This window comes from Kitasatospora sp. MMS16-BH015 (assembly GCF_002943525.1).
Taxonomy (GTDB): Bacteria; Actinomycetota; Actinomycetes; order Streptomycetales; family Streptomycetaceae; genus Kitasatospora.
The window spans coordinates 1,041,024-1,058,089 of record NZ_CP025394.1; the positions used below are offsets into that span (position 1 = coordinate 1,041,024).

The 17,066-nt window shown below is 73.9% G+C and carries 19 protein-coding genes; 9 read left to right on the forward strand and 10 right to left on the reverse strand.

Annotated features, from left to right (window positions below):
* Positions 1 to 15: 15 nt before the first annotated feature.
* Positions 16 to 648, reverse strand: a complete 633-nt coding sequence (locus CFP65_RS04515; protein ID WP_104814856.1) for a bifunctional 2-polyprenyl-6-hydroxyphenol methylase/3-demethylubiquinol 3-O-methyltransferase UbiG — start codon at positions 646 to 648, stop codon at positions 16 to 18.
* Positions 629 to 1,201, reverse strand: coding sequence for a GNAT family N-acetyltransferase (locus CFP65_RS04520; protein ID WP_158702031.1), 573 nt, complete (start codon positions 1,199 to 1,201; stop codon positions 629 to 631). The genes CFP65_RS04515 and CFP65_RS04520 overlap by 20 nt, the downstream gene beginning before the upstream one ends.
* Positions 1,202 to 1,405: 204 nt before the next feature.
* Between CFP65_RS04520 and CFP65_RS04525 the strand changes: the two genes are divergently transcribed.
* The gene (locus CFP65_RS04525; RefSeq protein WP_104814858.1) at positions 1,406 to 2,779 is read left to right on the forward strand and encodes an MFS transporter; all 1,374 of its coding nucleotides are present in this window, start codon (positions 1,406 to 1,408) and stop codon (positions 2,777 to 2,779) included.
* Positions 2,780 to 2,844: 65 nt separating this feature from the next.
* Here CFP65_RS04525 and CFP65_RS04530 read toward each other — a convergent pair whose 3' ends face one another.
* A complete protein-coding gene (locus CFP65_RS04530) occupies positions 2,845 to 3,189 on the reverse strand; it encodes an ArsR/SmtB family transcription factor (protein WP_371682517.1) in 345 nt (114 codons plus the stop codon).
* Positions 3,190 to 3,304: 115 nt separating this feature from the next.
* Here CFP65_RS04530 and CFP65_RS04535 point away from each other — a divergent pair, with 115 nt between their 5' ends.
* From CFP65_RS04535 to CFP65_RS04545, 3 genes are all read left to right on the forward strand, one after another.
* The gene (locus tag CFP65_RS04535; RefSeq protein WP_104814859.1) at positions 3,305 to 3,691 is read left to right on the forward strand and encodes a GntR family transcriptional regulator; all 387 of its coding nucleotides are present in this window, start codon (positions 3,305 to 3,307) and stop codon (positions 3,689 to 3,691) included.
* 69 nt (positions 3,692 to 3,760) lie between these two features.
* Positions 3,761 to 4,633: an ABC transporter ATP-binding protein gene (locus CFP65_RS04540; protein WP_158702032.1), complete on the forward strand. Its 873-nt coding sequence runs from the start codon at positions 3,761 to 3,763 to the stop codon at positions 4,631 to 4,633.
* Entirely contained in the window at positions 4,630 to 5,238 is a 609-nt protein-coding gene (locus CFP65_RS04545) for an ABC-2 transporter permease (protein ID WP_158702033.1), read from the forward strand. The genes CFP65_RS04540 and CFP65_RS04545 overlap by 4 nt, the downstream gene beginning before the upstream one ends.
* 29 nt (positions 5,239 to 5,267) lie before the next feature.
* Here the strand turns inward: CFP65_RS04545 and CFP65_RS04550 are convergent, their stop codons facing one another.
* The 5 genes from CFP65_RS04550 to CFP65_RS38700 form a co-directional block, all read right to left on the reverse strand.
* Positions 5,268 to 6,047: an alpha/beta fold hydrolase gene (locus CFP65_RS04550; RefSeq protein ID WP_104820649.1), complete on the reverse strand. Its 780-nt coding sequence runs from the start codon at positions 6,045 to 6,047 to the stop codon at positions 5,268 to 5,270.
* 55 nt (positions 6,048 to 6,102) lie between these two features.
* A complete protein-coding gene (locus tag CFP65_RS04555) occupies positions 6,103 to 7,173 on the reverse strand; it encodes a winged helix DNA-binding domain-containing protein (RefSeq protein WP_104814862.1) in 1,071 nt (356 codons plus the stop codon).
* Positions 7,174 to 7,352: 179 nt separating this feature from the next.
* Positions 7,353 to 8,579: a hypothetical protein gene (locus tag CFP65_RS04560; protein ID WP_254552226.1), complete on the reverse strand. Its 1,227-nt coding sequence runs from the start codon at positions 8,577 to 8,579 to the stop codon at positions 7,353 to 7,355.
* A 26-nt stretch (positions 8,580 to 8,605) separates the two neighbouring features.
* Positions 8,606 to 9,877, reverse strand: coding sequence for a hypothetical protein (locus CFP65_RS04565; protein ID WP_158702034.1), 1,272 nt, complete (start codon positions 9,875 to 9,877; stop codon positions 8,606 to 8,608).
* Positions 9,874 to 10,071, reverse strand: a complete 198-nt coding sequence (locus CFP65_RS38700; protein WP_158702035.1) for a hypothetical protein — start codon at positions 10,069 to 10,071, stop codon at positions 9,874 to 9,876. Before CFP65_RS38700 ends, CFP65_RS04565 begins: the two co-directional genes overlap by 4 nt.
* A 286-nt stretch (positions 10,072 to 10,357) precedes the next feature.
* Between CFP65_RS38700 and CFP65_RS04570 the strand changes: the two genes are divergently transcribed.
* The 4 genes from CFP65_RS04570 (at position 10,358) to CFP65_RS04585 (ending at position 14,630) form a co-directional block, all read left to right on the forward strand.
* Positions 10,358 to 11,257, forward strand: a complete 900-nt coding sequence (locus CFP65_RS04570) for a hypothetical protein (RefSeq protein ID WP_158702036.1) — start codon at positions 10,358 to 10,360, stop codon at positions 11,255 to 11,257.
* Entirely contained in the window at positions 11,257 to 12,600 is a 1,344-nt protein-coding gene (locus tag CFP65_RS04575; protein WP_104814865.1) for a hypothetical protein, read from the forward strand. Before CFP65_RS04570 ends, CFP65_RS04575 begins: the two co-directional genes overlap by 1 nt.
* Positions 12,601 to 12,714: 114 nt before the next feature.
* A complete protein-coding gene (locus tag CFP65_RS04580; RefSeq protein WP_254552227.1) occupies positions 12,715 to 13,953 on the forward strand; it encodes a 2-isopropylmalate synthase in 1,239 nt (412 codons plus the stop codon).
* Positions 13,950 to 14,630, forward strand: a complete 681-nt coding sequence (locus tag CFP65_RS04585) for a hypothetical protein (protein ID WP_104814866.1) — start codon at positions 13,950 to 13,952, stop codon at positions 14,628 to 14,630. Before CFP65_RS04580 ends, CFP65_RS04585 begins: the two co-directional genes overlap by 4 nt.
* On the opposite strand, the gene CFP65_RS04590 is transcribed toward CFP65_RS04585, so the two are convergent.
* On the reverse strand, positions 14,576 to 15,547 hold the full coding sequence (locus tag CFP65_RS04590; RefSeq protein WP_104814867.1) for a hypothetical protein: 972 nt from the start codon (positions 15,545 to 15,547) through the stop codon (positions 14,576 to 14,578). The two genes, CFP65_RS04585 and CFP65_RS04590, sit on opposite strands and share 55 nt — an antisense overlap.
* A complete protein-coding gene (locus CFP65_RS04595) occupies positions 15,544 to 16,488 on the reverse strand; it encodes a hypothetical protein (RefSeq protein WP_158702037.1) in 945 nt (314 codons plus the stop codon). Before CFP65_RS04595 ends, CFP65_RS04590 begins: the two co-directional genes overlap by 4 nt.
* A 170-nt stretch (positions 16,489 to 16,658) precedes the next feature.
* Here CFP65_RS04595 and CFP65_RS04600 point away from each other — a divergent pair, with 170 nt between their 5' ends.
* A complete protein-coding gene (locus CFP65_RS04600) occupies positions 16,659 to 17,048 on the forward strand; it encodes a BlaI/MecI/CopY family transcriptional regulator (protein ID WP_254552228.1) in 390 nt (129 codons plus the stop codon).
* Positions 17,049 to 17,066: the final 18 nt, after the last annotated feature.

A 17,066-nucleotide genomic window follows, 5' to 3' on the forward strand; every position in this document is an offset into this window, starting at 1 on the left:
CCACCACCGGCGCCGCTAGAGCACCGGCCCGTCCGCCCGGTAGACCAGCAGGTAGCGCCAGAACAGCAGCCGCCGTACCTTCGCCCCTGGCAGCAGCTCCGCCGCCGCCTGCCGGATCTCCGCCAGCGTCATGGTCGGCGGCCGCACCGGAGCCTGCACCGCCTCCGCCTCCGCCGCCGCTGCCGGCGCGCGCCGCAGCCGCTCAGCCGCCCAGACGGCCAGCCGCGCCGCCGCGTTGACCGGCACGGCCGCCAGGCTCCACGCCCAGTCCAGCCGGCTCCGCTCCGGGTAGCAGCCCAGCACCACCAGCACGCCCCCGGGCGCGAGCGCCTCCCGCAGCACCGTGACCGTCTCGAACGGCACATGGTGCAGGCTGGCCAGGCAGGAGATGAACTCGTAGCGCCTGCAAGGCAGTTCGGCCTCCCGAATGTCTGCCTGCCGGTACTGCGGGTTCGCCCCGCCGTCCGCCGCCCGGGCCGCCGCGATCACCTCGGCCGAGGGGTCGATCGCGTCCACGGCCACACCCAGCCCCGCGAGGCGGCGGGCGAACCGGCCCGTGCCGCAGCCGACGTCCAGCGCCGTCCGGCAGCCTCGGGGCAACTGGCGCACCAGCAGCCGGTGATAGTGGTCATTGTGATCGAAAGGCATCCCCCGACCCTGCCACACCACCGATCACTCCTGCCCCATCACCCCCACCACTCCCACCGTCACGCACCATCCGCAGATTCGGCAGGCGCCCCCGCCAGAGCTCCCGCTCCCCGGTCGGCTCGAACCCGTACCGCCGGTAGAACCGCACGGCCCGCTCGTTGTACTCGGTGACCCAGAGTGCCATCGGGTCACTCCCCGCCCAGGCCAGGAACTCGGCCATCAACCGGCCGCCGAGCCCACTGCCCTGGACTTCCTCGAGCAGGTACATCGGCCCGAGCGTGACCAACTCGCCCCGCAACCCGCAGATCACCCCGACGAGTCCGGTGCCGCGCCGCACCACCCGGCAGTACGAGACCTCGGGCTCGCGCTGCGCAGCCGCGATGAACTCCCGCCACTGGTCGATGCCTTCGGCCGTGGCGGCCGAGCCGCGCTGCTCCCGGATCCACTCCTCGTCGATGCCGGCCGCCGGGTGCGGATAAGTCTCCAGCCAGACCCGGAGCAGCAGCGGGCCGAGTTGCTCGGCGTCCGCCGGCCTGGGTGCGTCGATCATCATGGTGGGCATCCTCGCCGATGGCCGGCCGTGCGGGCACCCGACTTCCGAGGTCGAGGGCGGCCACCTCGCCCGCGCGCCGGTCGTTCCGCGAGGCGACAGATCCTCGCATCAACATGTGCATTCATGCGCACATGATGGCTATCATGCCGCTACCGGACCCCACCGGGCCCGGCTACCGGACCCCGCCGAGCCAGGACGGCCCGCATGATCTCCGTACTGCGCCACCGCACCTACCGCCGCCTCTTCGCCGCCCAGGTGATCGCCCTGGTCGGCACCGGCCTGGCCACCGTGGCGCTCAGCCTGCTCGCCTACGACCTGGCCGGGGCCGACGCCGGCTCGGTGCTCGGCACGGCACTGGCGATCAAGATGGTCGCGTACGTGGGCCTGGCGCCGGTGATCGGCGCGCTCGCCCACCGGCTGCCCCGGCGGACCCTGCTGGTGAGCGCCGACCTGATCCGGGCGGCGGTCGCGCTCAGCCTGCCGTTCGTCGGGCAGGTCTGGCAGGTGTACGTGCTGATCTTCCTGCTGCAGACCGCCTCGGCCGCGTTCACCCCCACCTTCCAGTCGGTGATCCCCGAACTCCTGCCGGAGGAGCGGGAGTACACCCAGGCGCTGTCGCTCTCCCGGCTCGCCTACGACCTGGAGAGCCTGTTCAGCCCGGCGCTGGCCGCCGCGCTGCTCACCCTGGTCGGCTACCACCAGCTCTTCCTCGGCACCGTGGTCGGCTTCCTCGCCTCGGCCGCCCTGGTGGTCTCCACCGCGCTGCCCCTGCCCCTCCCGCCGGCCCGGGCCGCAGGCGCGTACGCCAGGGCCACCGCCGGCACCCGGTTGTTCCTCGCCACCCCGCGGCTGCGCGCCCTGCTCGCGCTCGACCTGGCCGTGGCCGCCGCCGGGGCGGCGGTCACCGTCAACACCGTGGTCTACGTCCGCGACCACCTGCACCGGGCCGGCTCCGACGTGCCGCTCGCGCTCGGCGCGTACGGCGCGGGCTCGATGGTGACGGCGCTGCTGCTGCCCAGGGTGCTCGAACGGCGCGGCGACCGGTCGCTGATGCTGCCCGCCGCCTACACCGTGGCCGGGCTGCTCGGACTGCTCGCCGCCGCGTCCACCGCGCACGGCGGCGGCTGGCGCTGGCCGGCCCTGCTGGTCGCCTGGGCGGCGTTCGGCGCGGCCTGCTCGGTGATCCTCACCCCGACCGGGCGGCTGATCCGCCGCTCGGCCGCGCCGGCCGACCTGCCGGCCGCCTTCGCCGCGCAGTTCTCCCTCTCGCACGGCTGCTGGCTGCTCACCTACCCGCTGGCCGGCTGGCTCGGCGCCACGGCCGGCCTGCCCACCGCCGCCCTCACCCTGGGCCTGCTCGCGCTGGCCGCCGCCGTCCTGGCCACCCGGCTCTGGCCCGCCCAGGACACCGTGCAACTCCCCCACGTACACAGCACCTTGGACCACACCCACCCGCACCTCGCCGAGGCCGGCCCCGCCCGCCCGGCCACCGCCGCCCCCGGCGGCTGGCAGCACACCCACGACTACGTGATCGACGAACTCCACCGCCGATGGCCGGCCACCGGCCGGGCGGCCTGACCGCGAGTACGCCCCCTCGGCCGCGCGACCGGTACCCCCCTCAGTCGCACGGCCGGTACGGCCCGTCAGTCGTGCGGCGGGAGCGAACCGATCTGGTGGTCGGCCGCGTTGAGCACCTCGTCGACCAGCCGGCGCAGGTGGCCGTGCCGCAGCGCGTACACCACCCGCCGCCCCTCCTTCCGGGTCGAGACCAGCCCGGCCAGCCGGAGCTTGGCCAGGTGCTGGCTGACGGAGGGCCGGGCCGCCCCCGCCGCCTCGGTCAGCGTGGCCACGTCCGCCTCGCCCTGCCCCAGCCGCTCCACCAGCGCCAGCCGCGTCCGGTCAGCGAGCAGCGCGAGCATCCCGGCGGCCACCTCCAGGCGGTCCGCGCCGCCGGGCGCCTGCTGGTGCGAGTGGTGTGCATCTGCCATCGGGGCGCCGGTGCTCATCCCGCCATCGTAGAACCCGTCCCGGCCCACCCGGTTCCACTCACCGTACTGACTGTATATAGTCGATACGTACAGTCGACCCGAGACGGGGGCCTTGATGCGCGTGGTGCTGTCCAACAGCTCCGGGGTGCCGCTCTACCAGCAGATCAAGGACCAGATCGGCACCGCCGTGCTGGCGGGCGAGCTCGCCGAGGGCGAGGCCCTGCCGTCGGTCCGGGCGCTCGCCCGCGATCTGCGGATCAGCATCATCACCACCACCCGCGCCTACGCCGAGCTGGCGGCGGACGGCTTCATCGCCACCGTCCCCGGCAAGGGCGCGTACGTGCTGCCGCTCGACACCGCGCTCGTCCGCGAGCAGCTGCTCCGCCAGGTCGAGGAGGGCCTCCAGAGCGCCCTGGACGCCGCCCGGCGGGCCGGGCTCGACCGCGCCGAACTCCTGGAGATCCTGGACGGGTTGCTGCTCTCCGAGCACGAACGACACTGAACCGACCGCAGTCGGCACCACGGGGAGGGACCACCGGTGCAGAGTGAACTCGCTTTCGCCCTGAGGGACGTGAGCACCACCGTGAGCAGCGGCTTCGCGCTGCGCGAGTTGAGCTTCGAACTGCCCACCGGCTACGTGATGGGCCTGATCGGGGCCAACGGGGCCGGCAAGACCAGCGCCATCCGCTGCCTGCTCGGCATCCGCGGGATCGACTCCGGCGAGATCGAGCTGCTCGGCCACCGGGTGCCCGGGCCGGTGGCCCTGCGCCAGGACGTGGGCGTGGTGCTCGACCACGGGTACCTGGTCGGCGACTGGCGGCTCGGCGAGGTCGAGCGGACGCTGCGACCCTTCTACGACCGCTGGGACGGCGACCGCTACCGGCAGCTGCTCGCCGAGTTCGACCTCGACCCGCGGGCCCGGGTCAAGGAGCTCTCCCGGGGCATGGCGATGAAGCTGATGATCGCCGTGGCCCTCTCGCACCGCGCCCGGCTGCTCGTGCTGGACGAGCCCACCAGTGGGCTCGACCCCGTGGCCCGCGACGAACTCGCGGGCATCATCGGCGAGTTCCTGCTCGACGAGGAGCACAGCGTGCTGTTCTCCACCCACATCACCACCGACCTGGACCGGATCGGCGACTACCTGACCCTGCTCCACGCCGGCCGGGTGGTCCGGTCCGGCCCCAAGGAGGAGATCATCGACTCCTACCGGGTGGTGCGGGGCGGTCCGGCGGACCTGCTCGACCTGGTCGGCGTCGAACTCATCGGCGCCCGGCGGACCTCGGCCGGCGTCCAGGCCCTGGTCAGCACCGAGGAGGCCGATCTCCTCGGCGACCGCGTGCTGGTGGAGGCCCCCACCCTGGACGAGATCGCCGTCCACATCGGCTCGCCCCAGCCGTGCTCCGCCGCCCCCGGTACGTCGGCCCGGGGCGGGGTGGCCGCATGAGCGCCGTCGCCAAGGTGGCCGTGCTGCACCTGCGCACCGTCGCGCCCTACCGCACCCAGGCGCTGCTCGTGCTCGGCCTGATGACCCTGATCCTGGCCCGCACCCCGGCCGGCCTGGTCCCGGCCCTCGCCCTGCTGCTCGCCCCCCTGGTGGCCGTCCAGCCCTTCGTGGTCGCCGACAAGTCCGGGCTGGACACCCTCTACGCCGTGCTCCCCGTCCCCCGCCGTGCCCTCGTGCTCGGCCACTACGCCTGGGCCCTGGCAAGCTTCCTGGCCACCGCCGGCACTGGCACCGCACTGGCCCTCCTGCTCACCCGCGCCGAGGGCACCCCCTTCGCCGGCCGCACCCTCGCCACCGCCCTGACCCTCTCCTGGGCCCTCTTCGCCCTCAACATCGCGATCCAGCTGCCGCTCCTGCTCCGCTACGGCTATGCGCGGACCAGCGTCCTCGGCACCACCCTCCCGCTCGCCCTGGTCATGGTGGCCGCCGTCCGGCTCCACCTCACCCTGACCGCCCTCCACGCCTGGCTCCCGCTCCTCTGGGCCGCCGGCGCCGCCGTCCTCCTCCTCTCGCTGACCCTCGCCACCCGCATCTCCCGCCGCTGAGCAGCCACCGAGGAGCCGCTGAGCCGCCGTCAGCCGCCGGTCACCTGCTCGATCAGGCGCAGGGTCGCGCCCGGGGCCCGCAGCGGCGGCAGGTGGTCCACGCCCGGCAGGCGGACCAGCTCGCGGCCGAGCCGGGCGGCGGTCTGCTCGGCGCAGTCGATCGCCGGACGGCGGTCGAGCTCGCCGACCAGCACCGCCGTGGGCGCCCCGGTGAGTCCGGCGAGTTCGGTGAGGCGGTCGAAGACCGGCGGGTCGGGCTGCTGGTGGCGGTCCTCGGTGGGCCAGGCCAGGGCGGCGGAGCGCAGTTGGGCGGCCACGGCCGGGTCCGGGCCGGCGGCGGCCCACTCGCGCAGGCCGTAGGCGGTCAGCCCGTCCAGGTCGCCGGCCGCGACCAGCCGGTCGTACTCGGCGTCCAGCTCCGGCTCGGCCGGCCACGGGAAGCCCAGCACCCCGGGGCAGAGCAGCGCCAGCGAAGCGACCCGCTCGGGCTCCCGCAGCGCGAAGCCGAGCGCCGTGCCGCCGCCCATGCTGCAGCCGACCAGGTGGGCCCGGTCGACCCCGAGCCGCGCCAGCACCGCCTGCAGATCGGCCAACATCGAATAGCCGGTGGTGGGCCGTGGCGAACGGCCGTAGCCGCGCACGTCGTACCGGATCACCCGGCGGCGCGGGGTCAGCCCGGGCAGCACCCGGTCCCAGATCCGCGAATCGCCCACTCCGGGGTGCAGCAGCACCAGCGGCGGCCCGTCACCCCCGCTGTCCGCCGCCCACACGTCCCCGTCGCCCACATCGACCAACCCGTCCCACGTCATGGCGGTCATTCTGCAGGGCGGCCGGCCAACCGTGCACCGCACGGAGTGCGGGCCGTCAATCCCCCGCCAGGAAGCGCGCGATGTCCGCGCGCTCGGCCTCCACGGCCGCCGCTTCGTCACCCGCGAGCCCGTCGAACGGCGTGATCTCGACCGCGCCGGCCCGCCGGGCCCAGGTCGCCCGGGCCAGGCCGTCCACCGTGACGGTCGGGCGGAGCTGGCCGCCGCCGGGCCAGACCTGGCGCTCCTGGCCGGGCGGCACGGAGAGGTCCCGACTCCGGTACGCCAGCAGGTAGTTGTCGTAGGCGGGGAGCAGCCGCAGGTCACCGCCCGCCTCGATCCGGTCCAGACCGGGCGGCAGCAGGCACTCCTGGCCGGCCAGCACGCAGGGCCGGCCCGCGCCGCTCTCCGTCAGCGCCTGCCAGGCCGGGCGGGCCTTGGCCGGCGGGAGGCCGGACCAGGCGGCGAAGTCGGCGAGCCCGGCCGGGCCGTGGGCGGTGAGGTAGTGGCCGGCGAGGTCGAGGGCCGCCGTCGCGCGGTCGAACGGGCGCGGGTCGGCGGGGAGCCAGTCGTCGAGCAGGACGAAGGCCGGCTCGCCCGCCCGCTCCGGGCCGTAGCAGATCAGCCCGAGCAGGGCGCAGCGCCGCAGCAGGTGGAACGGCCCCTGCCCGGCCGGGTCGAGGCCCACCCCGGCCAGCCGGGCCGTCAGCTCGGCCCTGGTCAGCGGCCCCTCGGCCGCCAGCGCCTCGGTGACCGCCCGCTCGCCCTTGGCCAACTCGTCTTCGCCCAGGCCGAGTTCGCGGTACCGCCGGGCGCTGAGCTTCAGGAAGACCGGGCCGAGCAGCGCCGTCAGCCGGCGCGCCTCGGCGGCCGGCACCAGGTGGAGCGTGCCCCGCATGAACCACCCCCGGACGAAGCTCCGCTCCTCCTCCCGGGCCCGCACCACCTCGGCCGCCGCCAAACCCGGCGCCCGGGCCCGCAGCCCGAGGGTCGCCGCCGTGGCGTCCTGCGCCTGGATCGCGAACGCCCCGGCCAGCACCTCGGCCACCGAGCGGGCCCGCCGCCCACCCCCGATGCCCTGCGCGGCGGCCCGCCACACCCGCGCCTGCCCGCCCTCGATCGTCTGCATCCCACTCCCCCGATCCGCGTCCGGCCCAGTCTGCACGCCCGAGTCTCCCCCGGCGCACCGCCGGAACCGAGGCGGGACACACCAGCGGGTCGGCCGCAGGGCCCGGCCGCGCGGAGCCACCAGGTCAGCCGCAGGGCCCGGCCGCGCGGGGCGGCCGGGCCCGTCGGAGCGGGGCTGCCTCAGTTGGCGAGGCTGAAGTCGCCGCCCACCGGTGCGGCGATCTTGTCCACGCCGGTCAGCGCGGTGAGGCTGGTGACCGGGGTGGGGCTGTCGGTGGTGGTGCCGTTGGCGAGCTGGCCGGAGCCGTTGGCGCCCCAGGAGCGGACGGTGTTGTCGCCGAGCAGGGCGACGGTGTGCTCGCGGCCGCCGGCCACCAGCTGGACGCCCTTGATGTCCGGGACGGAGACCGGGGTGATCCGGTAGTCGGTGGTGCCGTCGCCGATCTGGCCAGAGGTGTTCTGGCCCCAGGCCTTGAGGCGGTTGTCGCTGTCGGTGACGGCCAGGCTGTGGTTGCAGCCGGCCGCGATCTGCGAGACGCCGCCGAGCCAGATGCCCTGGGTGTCCACCGGGGTGTAGCGGTTGATCGTGCTGTTGTCGCCCAGCTGGCCGGTCGCGTTGTAGCCCCAGGCCTTGACCGCGTTGCCGCTGGTGGGCTTGGTGGTGGCGCTCGGCGGGCCGACCAGCGCGAGGTTGTGGTTGCAGCCGGCCGCGATCCGGGTGACGCCGGTCAGGTTGGCGACCGGGGAGGGCACGTTGCGGCTGGCCGAAGTGCCGTCGCCCAGCTGGCCGTTGATGTTGTAGCCCCAGGCCCAGACCGTGCCGTCCTCGCGCAGCGCGAGGCTGTGGTTGAGCCCGGCGGCGATCGCGATCACCTTGTTGAGGCCCTCGACCCGCACCGGCACACTGCTGTCCATGTTGGTGCCATTGCCGAGTTGCCCATAGTTGTTCTTGCCCCAGGAGACCACGGTCTGGTCGGCCAGCAGCGCGAGGCTGTGCGCACCGCCCGCCGCGATGTCGGTGGCGCTGGAGAGGTTGACCACCTGCCCGGGCGCGTTGTGACCGAACACCGAGCCGTCGCCGAGCTGCCCGGAGCCGTTGGCGCCCCAGCTCTGCACCGTACGGTCCGTCAGCAGGGCCAGCCCGTGCCCGTTGGTGGGCCCGTACCCGCCGGCGGCGATCTTGACCACCTCGGCGCTGGTCAGCCCGAGAACGGTGGTGGCGGTGGTACGGAAATCGGTCCAGGTGCCGTCACCCAGCTGGCCCGAGCGATTGTTCCCCCAGGCTTTGAGCCGCTTCTCCTGGGCGTGCGCGGTGGAGACCGGTGTCGCCGCCAGGCCGAAGGCGGTGAGCGCGGCCAGCGCGCCGGCCAGGACCGGACGCAGGCGTCGGGTACGGGAGTTGGTCATGTGGTGCCTTCCTGCGGAGGGGGCGGTCAGCGCGCCAGGCTGAAGTTGCCGTTGGAGGGCGCGGAGACGATGGAGACGTTGCCGGACTTGGCCAGCACCTGCACCGGGGTGGGGCGCTGGGTCAGGGTGCCGTCGCCGAGCTGGCCCTTGTCGTTCAGGCCCCAGGCCTGGACGGTGCCGTCGGCGAGCACAGCGAGGTTGTGCGAGGCCCCGCTGGCGATGCCGACCACCCCGGTCAGGCCGGGGATCGGCACGCTGGTGGTGCGCTGGGTGAGGGTGCCGTCGCCGACCTGGCCGTTGGTGTTGTTGCCCCAGCCGCGCAGGGTGCGGTCCTGGAGCAGCGCGATGCTGTGGGCGGCCCCGGCGGAGAGCGCGGTGACGTTCCTGAGCTCGAGGACGGGCACCGGGTAGGGCTTGTCGTTGTTGACCGCGCCGGTGCCGGTGGTGGTCGCGGTGTCGTCGCCCAGCTGGCCGTTGGAGTTGTTGCCCCAGGCCATCACCGAGCCGTCGGCGAGCAGCGCCAGCGCGTGCGAGGCTCCGGCCGCGATGCCCTTGACGGTGGAGAGCTCCGGCACCGCGATGGCGGTGGTCCGGGTCGCCACGGTGGGCTTGGGCACCGGGTCGGTGGACTTGGCCGGCTTGGCGGTGATGCCGAGCTGGCCCTTGTCGTTGTTGCCCCAGGTCTTGATCGTGCCGTCCTTCAGCAGGGCCATGCTGAAGGTGTCGCCGGCCGCGATCGCCTTGACCTCGTCCAGCCCGGCCACCGTCACCGGGAGCGTGGTGGCGCCCGCGTTGGTGGTGCCGTCGCCCAGCTGGCCCTTGTCGTTGGCGCCCCAGGCCTTCACCGTGCCGTCCTTGAGCAGGGCCAGCGCGTGCGAGCCGCCGGCCGCGACCGCGTCCACCTGGCCGAGCCCGGCCACCAGGCTCGGTACGGCGTAGTCGTCGGTGGCGCTGCTGGTGCCGTTGCCGAGCTGGCCCTTGTCATTGCGGCCCCAGGCCTCGACGGTGCCGTTGGCCAGCAGCGCCAGCGCGAAGCCGTTGGCACCGCTGCCGCCGGCCACCACCGTGTTGAGCTCGGCGCCGGAGAGGCCCACCACGGAGACCGGGGTCTGCCGCTGGGTCTTGGTGCCGTCGCCCAGCTGGCCGTTGGTGTTCACGCCCCAGGACCGCACCCGCAGGTCGTACGCGGAGGCGGTGGCGCCGGGCAGCGCGAGCGGGCCGAGCAGGGCCAGGCCGAGCACCAGCGCGGGGGCGGCGGTGGCGGGCAGGCGGCGGAGCGGGTGCATCTGAGTCCTCACGTTCGGGGGGATGGGGCGCGGTGGACGGGCTCGCCGTGCACGAGGCCCGGGCGCAGCGGCTGGGTGACCCGCGCCGGGGAGGTGCCGTTCGGGTGCTGCTCGGCGGCCAGGGCGGCGGCCGTGCCCAGCACGGGCAGGGCGAGCGCGAGCAGGGCGGTGCTGACCCGGCGGGCGGGTCGAAAGCGGAGTGTCACGGCGAGTCCCTCGGGAACCGGCCGCACGACACCCTGGCCGCACGGCCGCAGCTGGAAGTGGAAATCGGACCGAGGGCATCCATGCCCAACCACCAGAACGACCGTGCGGTTCCGAACCGCTTTCCACACCGTTGGCCCAGGGCGATCGTTCGTCATCGCCCTGTCGGCCCGTCAGCGGTTGCAGAACGTGACGAAGGCCCGAAGCATGAACGACTGAGCCTGACTTCCCTTCAGTTCACGAACGCACAAATGTCGGACATCCGTACCGAATTCAGTGGGAGAGACCGTGTTGCGCATCCAGCGGGCCAGACTCCTGGTCATCACCCTCAGTAGCGCCATCGCCCTCGCGGCCCCGGCGCCGGCGGGGGCCGAGGACACCGAACCGGCCGTGGTGCCGAACGGGACGCTCTCCTCGCCGACGGTGCCGGATCCCGGCTGGGGGTCGACCCCGGACGGCTGGAGCGGTGGCGGCGGGCTCGCATCGGTCAGTCGCGCGAACCACCCCCAGGGTTTCCAGGCGCTCACGCTGTCCGACCCCGCGACCACACAGCCCTTCAGCACCCGGATCCGCGGCGTTCGAGCGGGCGCCACTGTCACACTCAGCTGGGACGACAACCCCGACCGGTGCGCCGCAGGCATCGCCAACCGGACGTACTCCGTGACCGTCGCGGGCACCGCCAACCAGCCCGGCAAGTTCGCCACCAATCCCAATATCGGCAAGGCGAACTGGTACCTCGGCCGGACGTACTCCTTCACCGCAGCAGAGGACGCCCCACAGATCTCCTTCACCTCGACCGTCACCACGGACACCCAGTGCAAGCCCATGGTCACCAACGTGGCCGCCAAGCAGACCGCCCCGCCGCCCTCGCCCCCGAAGCAGAACGACCCCTGCGCGGGCGACGCCGCCTCCGGTCCGGCCTGCAAGAACGCCGCCGGCGGCCAGGCGAAGATCGACAACTGCCCGGCCACCGACCGCAACTGCCTGGCGAGCGTGGCCGGCGACGGCAAGGCCGAGAAGACCGGCATCGCCAACGAGACCCAGGCCGTCGCCGACTTCGGCAAGATCCCCCGCGACCAGGACCCAAACACCGCGGCCGCCGGCCTCTGCGCGCTGCCCGACGCGCTGGTCGCCGACGTCCAGCCCGGCGAATCACCCGTCCCGCCGCACCAGTGGTGGTACTGCTGATGAAGCGTCAACTCTGGTTCACCGTATTGGTTCTCGGTCTCTCCGTGAGCCCCGTCCCACCCGCCTCGGCCGCCGACACCGCGGACGCCCAGGTGCCGAACGGCACCTTCGCCCAACCGGTGGCCCCGGACAACGGCACGGCGGCCGGCCACCCGGACTGGGCGCCGGACAACAACACCGGCGCCGTCTTCGGCAAGACCCTGGCCCAGCACCCGCTCGGCTACCAGGCCGCCACCCTCAACTGGAACGGCGCCGCCCTCTCGCTGCGCACCCGGCTCTGGGGCGTCAAGGCGGGCTCCGGGGTGACCCTCAGCTGGGACGACAGCCCGGGCGTCTACGCGCAGTGCACCGCCGATCAGCTGAAGGACGGTCAGACCTACAACGTCTCGCTGGTGGCCCCCGGGCCGGTCCAGGACCCGGTGGTCACCACCAAGGGCACCGACACCGTCGGCACCGCCAACTGGACCACCGGCCGGGCCTTCTCCTTCACGGCCACCGAGGACAACCCGATGGTCTCCTTCGACTCCCAGGAGAAGCGCGCCTCGCTCTCCTGCGGCCCGCTGATCACCAACGTGACCGCCAAGCAGACCCCGGCCCCGGTGGACCAGAAGATCACCAAGGAGCAGTTGCCCGGCCCCAAGGCGTACCGCGGCAACGAACCGCTGGAGCCGGGCGTGGCGGTGGACGACTGCGAGGGCTCGGCGGCCAACTGCACCTTCACGGTGGACAGTCGGTACTCCTACCGGTACTACGGCCAGACCCGGGTGGTCGGCGAGGTGTACCTCAACTGCACCCGCAACCCGATCGTGGACGACCGCAGGATCGAGGTGACCGAGCCGCCGTACGACAACCTGACCCAGTACTACGCACTCAAGGGCGCACCGCTGGTGCCGAGCCGCTCGGACCTCTCGCAGAGCCGCCCCAACCTGGCCGCCCAGGCCGCCGCCGGGTACGCGGCCCAGGGCGGCAACGCGGCGGCCGTCTCCACCAGCAACCCGCTGACCTGGAGCCGTACCTCCACCAAGTCGCTCAACCCCACCATTCAGCCGGGCGAGGTGAGTTGGATCGAGGTGCAGCCCGCCCGCGAGCGGGTGGTCGGCAGCTTCACCAACTCCCGCAACAAGTACCGGCTGGACGCCACCTTCGACCTGCCGGCCGTCGCCCTCCCGGACCGCTACTTCCAGCGCACCGGCCCGCTCACCGAGGTCGAGCTCCAGCGCTGCGGGGCCGCCCGCCCCACGGCCGGCACCCCCGACAACGGCGCCAACCCGGACAAGCGGCTGCTCACCCTCGACGCCCCGCCCACCTGGGTGCGGACCCGAACCCTCCCTCTTAGCGGGTAACCGGGCGGCTGCGCAAGCGGGTTCGCAATGTCCGATCCGGTGGCTTAGAGTCCGGTTTCGGTCGCCTCCGGTGTGCGGGGGCCGGGCTGGGGGCTGCTGGTGGAGCGGGATGTCGTGCGGGAGTCCGCGCGGGCCGGGCTGGTGGTGCTCTGGGAAGAGTCGGCCCGGGACGGCGCCCAGGCCAAGACGCTGATGTCGGCGGCCTTCCGCGTCCGGCTGGCGCGCGAGCAGGGGCGGATGTTCGGGGCGGACGGGCCGCGGCACGTGGTGTTCGCGGCCGGGTTCCCGGCCGTCTGCGGCGAGGAGTACGAGGCCGTCCGGCGGGTGGCCGTGGAGGCGGAGGGCGCGGTCAGCGTGGCGGCGGTCTGCCGGGCCAAGACGGCGGATGTCCGCCAGGCCGTGGCCGCCGTCCGGGGCACCGCGCACGCCCGGGTCATGGTGGTGGTGCCCGCCTCGGAGGCGATGGCGCACACCATGACCCACCGCCCGGCCGCCGAGGCGCTGTCGGCCGCCGCCGATCTGGTCAAGGCCGCCCGCGACCTGGACGAACGGGTGGCCGTGGACCTCTGCTTCGCGGACGCCTCCCGCGCCGACCACGGGCTGATGGCCGCCCACGCGAGCGTGCTCACCGCCGCCGGCGCGGGCACGGTGGTGCTCGCCGACACCGTCGGCACCCAACTGCCCTTCGACGCCGAACGGTTGTTCAGCCGGGTACGGGCCGCCGTCGACCCCGAGGTGGTGCTCGCCGCCCACCTGCACAACGACCTCGGCCTCGGCCTGGCCAACAACCTGGCGGCCCTGCGCACCGGCGTCCGGGTGCTGGCCACCTCCTGGCTCGGCCTCGCCGAGCGCAGCGGCATGGCCGCCACCGAGCAGTTGCTCTTCCTGCTGGCCCACGACCCCGCCCGGGCCGCCGAGTTGCTCGGGGCCGAGACCCCGCCCTGGTGGACCACCCCGAGCCTCACCGGGCTCCCGCGGCTCGCCGCAGCCGTCTCCGCCGAGACCGGCGTACCGCTGACCGTGACCACCCCGATCGTCGGCACGGGAGTCGGCACGATCTCCACCGGCACGCCGTTCGTCCATCCCGAGCTGTTTCAACCCTTCGACCCCGAAAGCCTGTTGGGCACCACCCCGACCGTGGTGCTGACCCAGCTGGCCAGTCTCCGGGTGGTCACGGCCGTCGCCGCCCGGCTCGGCCACACCCTGGACCAGGCCCAGGCTGCCGCCGCCCTCGGCTGGGTCAAGGCCCGCGCCTACCGCACCAACCAGGCCGTGGTGCCGGACACCGTCTTCGCCGCCTACCTCGACGGCCTCGGCACCCGCACCCCGACTCCGGACGGAGCCACCGCATGACCACCGACCCCGTCCGGGCCGCGCTGCGCCGGGGCGCCGCCGTCGTGCTGCCCAACCCCGCCCCGCTCACCCACGTGGTGGCCGGCACCGACCCGGCCGCCGTCAACGCGGCCAAGGGCCGCCCGGCCGACCAGGCCGTCGCGCTCTGGGCCCACCACCGCGACACCCTGGCCGAACTCGGCCGGGTGCTCGACCTCCGCCCCGCCCAGGCCCTCGCGGCCGACCGGCTGCTCGCCGAGGAGCGGGTGACCCTGCTGCTCCCACTGCGCCCCGGCGCGCCCGTCCCCGACTGGCTGGCCCCGGCCACCCGGGACGGCTGGACCATGCTCTTCGGCGCCCGCTGGGAGCCGGTGCTGCCGCTGCTCGCCGAGCACCCGGTGCTCTACGTGAGCAGCGCCAACCGCACCGGCCACCGGCCGGTCGCCGCCACCGCCGAGGCCGAGGCGATGTTCCCGCCCACCGTCCCCGTCCTGGACCTGGCCGGGCCCGGCGGCGACCTCCCCCGGGCCGCCACCACCACCCTGCGGCTGCACCCGGACGGCCGGGTGGAGCTGCACCGCCGCGGCGCCCAGGATCGGCCCTTCGCCTCCCCCGACCGGTACCTGGAGCACGTCGGCCGCCGCTACCTGCCCGAGGCCGGGAAGGCGGCCCAACTCCCGTCCGCCCCCAGCCGGTAGCGCTCGCCCACCCCGGCCGGGACGCTGCTCGGGGGCACCTCCAGCAGCCCGTTCGCCGCCGCCTTGGTCGGGCGCAGCGAGAGGCAGGCGGACTTGTTGGTGAAGGTCTGCGCGACCACGGTGCTGACGTTCACACTGGACGGGCTGTCCACCACCACGCCCTTGATCAGCTTGGCGGCGCCCTGCACCAGCAGGTCGCCGACCGTCCGGGTCATCGCGTTCAGCACGCCGAACTGCAGCTGGTCGCCCGACTTCACGGTGAACATCACCTGGGTGGTCTCGGTGGCCGTCCGCTTCCACTCGTGCGAGTACCGGGCCGCGAAGGCCAGCGTGAACGAGGCCTTGGCGCTCAGCTTGAGCTGGCCGGCCCCGGTCACCGTGCCGGCCACGTTGACCGAACCGCCGTTGGCGATGTCCGCGTTGGGGCCCTTGTCCTTCGGCGCGGTGCTGTCGGTGTGGCTGCCGCTGGTCGTGTTGCTGATGCCCGCGCTGCCGGTCACGTCGGTGGTGTTGTCGATGGTGCCCTCGATCGTGGCGCTGCCGGAGATCTCGCCCGCGATGTTGTCGGTGGTGCTCGACTCCAGCACCACCGTGCGGTGCACCGTGATCGCCTCGTCGGTGCAGTTGATCACCCCGTTGCCCACCGAGGACACCGCCGTGGTCAGCTCCCGCGACAGGCCCGGGATCAGCCGGAACTCGCACCCGTACGCCTGGCCGCAGCCCCGCGCCACCGCGGGGGCGTCTGCGATCGGCGTCTCCCCGTCGAAGGCCTGCGCGGCGGGCTGCTCCTCCGCCCCCGGCTCCGCGAAGGCCGGCCCGGCCCCGGGCCCGACGGCCAGCAGCAGCGCGGCCAGCACGGCAGCGGGCCCCCCGGCGACGGACCGCACGGCGGTGGGCAGCACCGCCCGGCGCTTCACCGCTGCTCCCAGGTGCCCAGGGCGGTCCGCACGTACACCGCGTCCGGCACCCGGCCGGCCGGCATCGGCGCGGTCTCCACCAGCCCGCTCGGGACGGCCCGCAGCGAGAGGCACTTGTCCTTGGCCGAGAAGGTCTGGGCGACCACCGAGCTGGCGTTGACGGTGGAGGGGCTGTCCACCGCCACGTTCTTGATCAGCTTGCCCAGCCCGTTCACCAGCAGCTCGCCGACCGTCCGGGAGCTGGCGTTGGCCACCCCGAACTGCACCTCGTCGTTGGCCTTCACCTTGAACACCACCCTGGTCGACTCCGTCGTCTGCACCTGCCAGGTCTTCGAGAACGACGCCTTGAACGCCGACTCGTAGCTGGCCTTCACGCCGAGGTGCAGCGCGTTGGAGCCGGTCACCGTCACCGGGGCCTCGAAGCTGTTCTTCACCGTGTCCCCGGTGGACGGGCCCTTGTCCTTGTTCGGCCCGAACTGGGTGATGCTGTTGTCCATCCCGGGCTTCAGGGTGCCCGAGGCCGAGACGGTCACCGTGGTGTCCACCCCTCCCTCGATCGCCGCCTTGCCGGAGATCTCGCCGCCGATGTTGTCGGTGCTGCTGGTCACGAAGGTGACGGTGCGGTCGACTTCCATCTCGCCGTTGGTGCAGTTGATCGCCGCGTTGCCCACCGACAGCACCCCGCTGGTGAACTCACGCGGTTTCCGGTCGTACAGCCGGAAGCTGCACGCCCCCGCCTTGGCGCACTCCTTGGTCACCTCCCCCGTGCCGGCCAACGGCCTGTCCCCGTCCATCGCCTGCGCCACCGGCGGCTTCTCCAGCAGCGCCACGGCCGCCGGCCCGTCCTCGGCCCACCCCACCCCGGCCCCGCCTATCGCCGCTCCGGCCGCCAATCCGACCACGCCGACCCCACGCCACCACCTGCACCGACGACCTGCCACAGCCACTCTCCTCGCCACTCGCCCCCTTCCCCGTCGAGCCTCCCATCGCAGACGAACCACCGCCCCTGATGGTCCGCCATTCGATCCCCCCTCACCCACCCGGGCCAACGGTCTTGGCCGGCCGCCGGACGGGGTAGGTTCGCAGTGGTGCAGCGCGGGAGGGCGGATCGGTGGACGGGCAACGACAGGGACAGCGGCGGGACTTCGGCGGCTTGGAGGCCGAGGTGATGGCCGCGCTCTGGGCGGGCGGGGCACCCATGACGGCCGCCCAGGTGCACCAAGGGCTCGGTGATCCGGGGCTCGCGTACAAGACGGTGCTCACCGTGCTGGGGCGGCTGCACGCCAAGGGCCTCGCCGACCGCGAGCGGGCCGGGCGGGCGCACGTCTACGCCCCCAGGCGCGGGCCGGCCGACGAGGTGGCCTCCCGGATGAACCAGACCCTGACCCGGGGAGCCGACCGCCGGGCGGTACTCCAGCACTTCGTCGACGGCCTCGACCCCGAGGACGAACGGGCCCTGCGCGACCTGCTCGACGCCCGCGAGCCGGACGGCACGGGCTGACCGACGCTCCGCCGCCGG

Excerpts from the sequence above, each read along its gene's own strand:
- CFP65_RS04515 (WP_104814856.1), bottom strand. The coding sequence starts at position 648 with ATGCCTTTCGATCACAATGACCACTATCACCGGCTGCTGGTGCGCCAG.
- CFP65_RS04520 (WP_158702031.1), bottom strand. The coding sequence starts at position 1,201 with ATGATGATCGACGCACCCAGGCCGGCGGACGCCGAGCAACTCGGCCCG.
- CFP65_RS04525 (WP_104814858.1), top strand. The coding sequence starts at position 1,406 with ATGATCTCCGTACTGCGCCACCGCACCTACCGCCGCCTCTTCGCCGCC.
- CFP65_RS04530 (WP_371682517.1), bottom strand. The coding sequence starts at position 3,189 with ATGGCAGATGCACACCACTCGCACCAGCAGGCGCCCGGCGGCGCGGAC.
- CFP65_RS04535 (WP_104814859.1), top strand. The coding sequence starts at position 3,305 with ATGCGCGTGGTGCTGTCCAACAGCTCCGGGGTGCCGCTCTACCAGCAG.
- CFP65_RS04545 (WP_158702033.1), top strand. The coding sequence starts at position 4,630 with ATGAGCGCCGTCGCCAAGGTGGCCGTGCTGCACCTGCGCACCGTCGCG.
- CFP65_RS04550 (WP_104820649.1), bottom strand. The coding sequence starts at position 6,047 with ATGACGTGGGACGGGTTGGTCGATGTGGGCGACGGGGACGTGTGGGCG.
- CFP65_RS04555 (WP_104814862.1), bottom strand. The coding sequence starts at position 7,173 with ATGCAGACGATCGAGGGCGGGCAGGCGCGGGTGTGGCGGGCCGCCGCG.
- CFP65_RS04560 (WP_254552226.1), bottom strand. The coding sequence starts at position 8,579 with ATGACCAACTCCCGTACCCGACGCCTGCGTCCGGTCCTGGCCGGCGCG.
- CFP65_RS04575 (WP_104814865.1), top strand. The coding sequence starts at position 11,257 with ATGAAGCGTCAACTCTGGTTCACCGTATTGGTTCTCGGTCTCTCCGTG.
- CFP65_RS04585 (WP_104814866.1), top strand. The coding sequence starts at position 13,950 with ATGACCACCGACCCCGTCCGGGCCGCGCTGCGCCGGGGCGCCGCCGTC.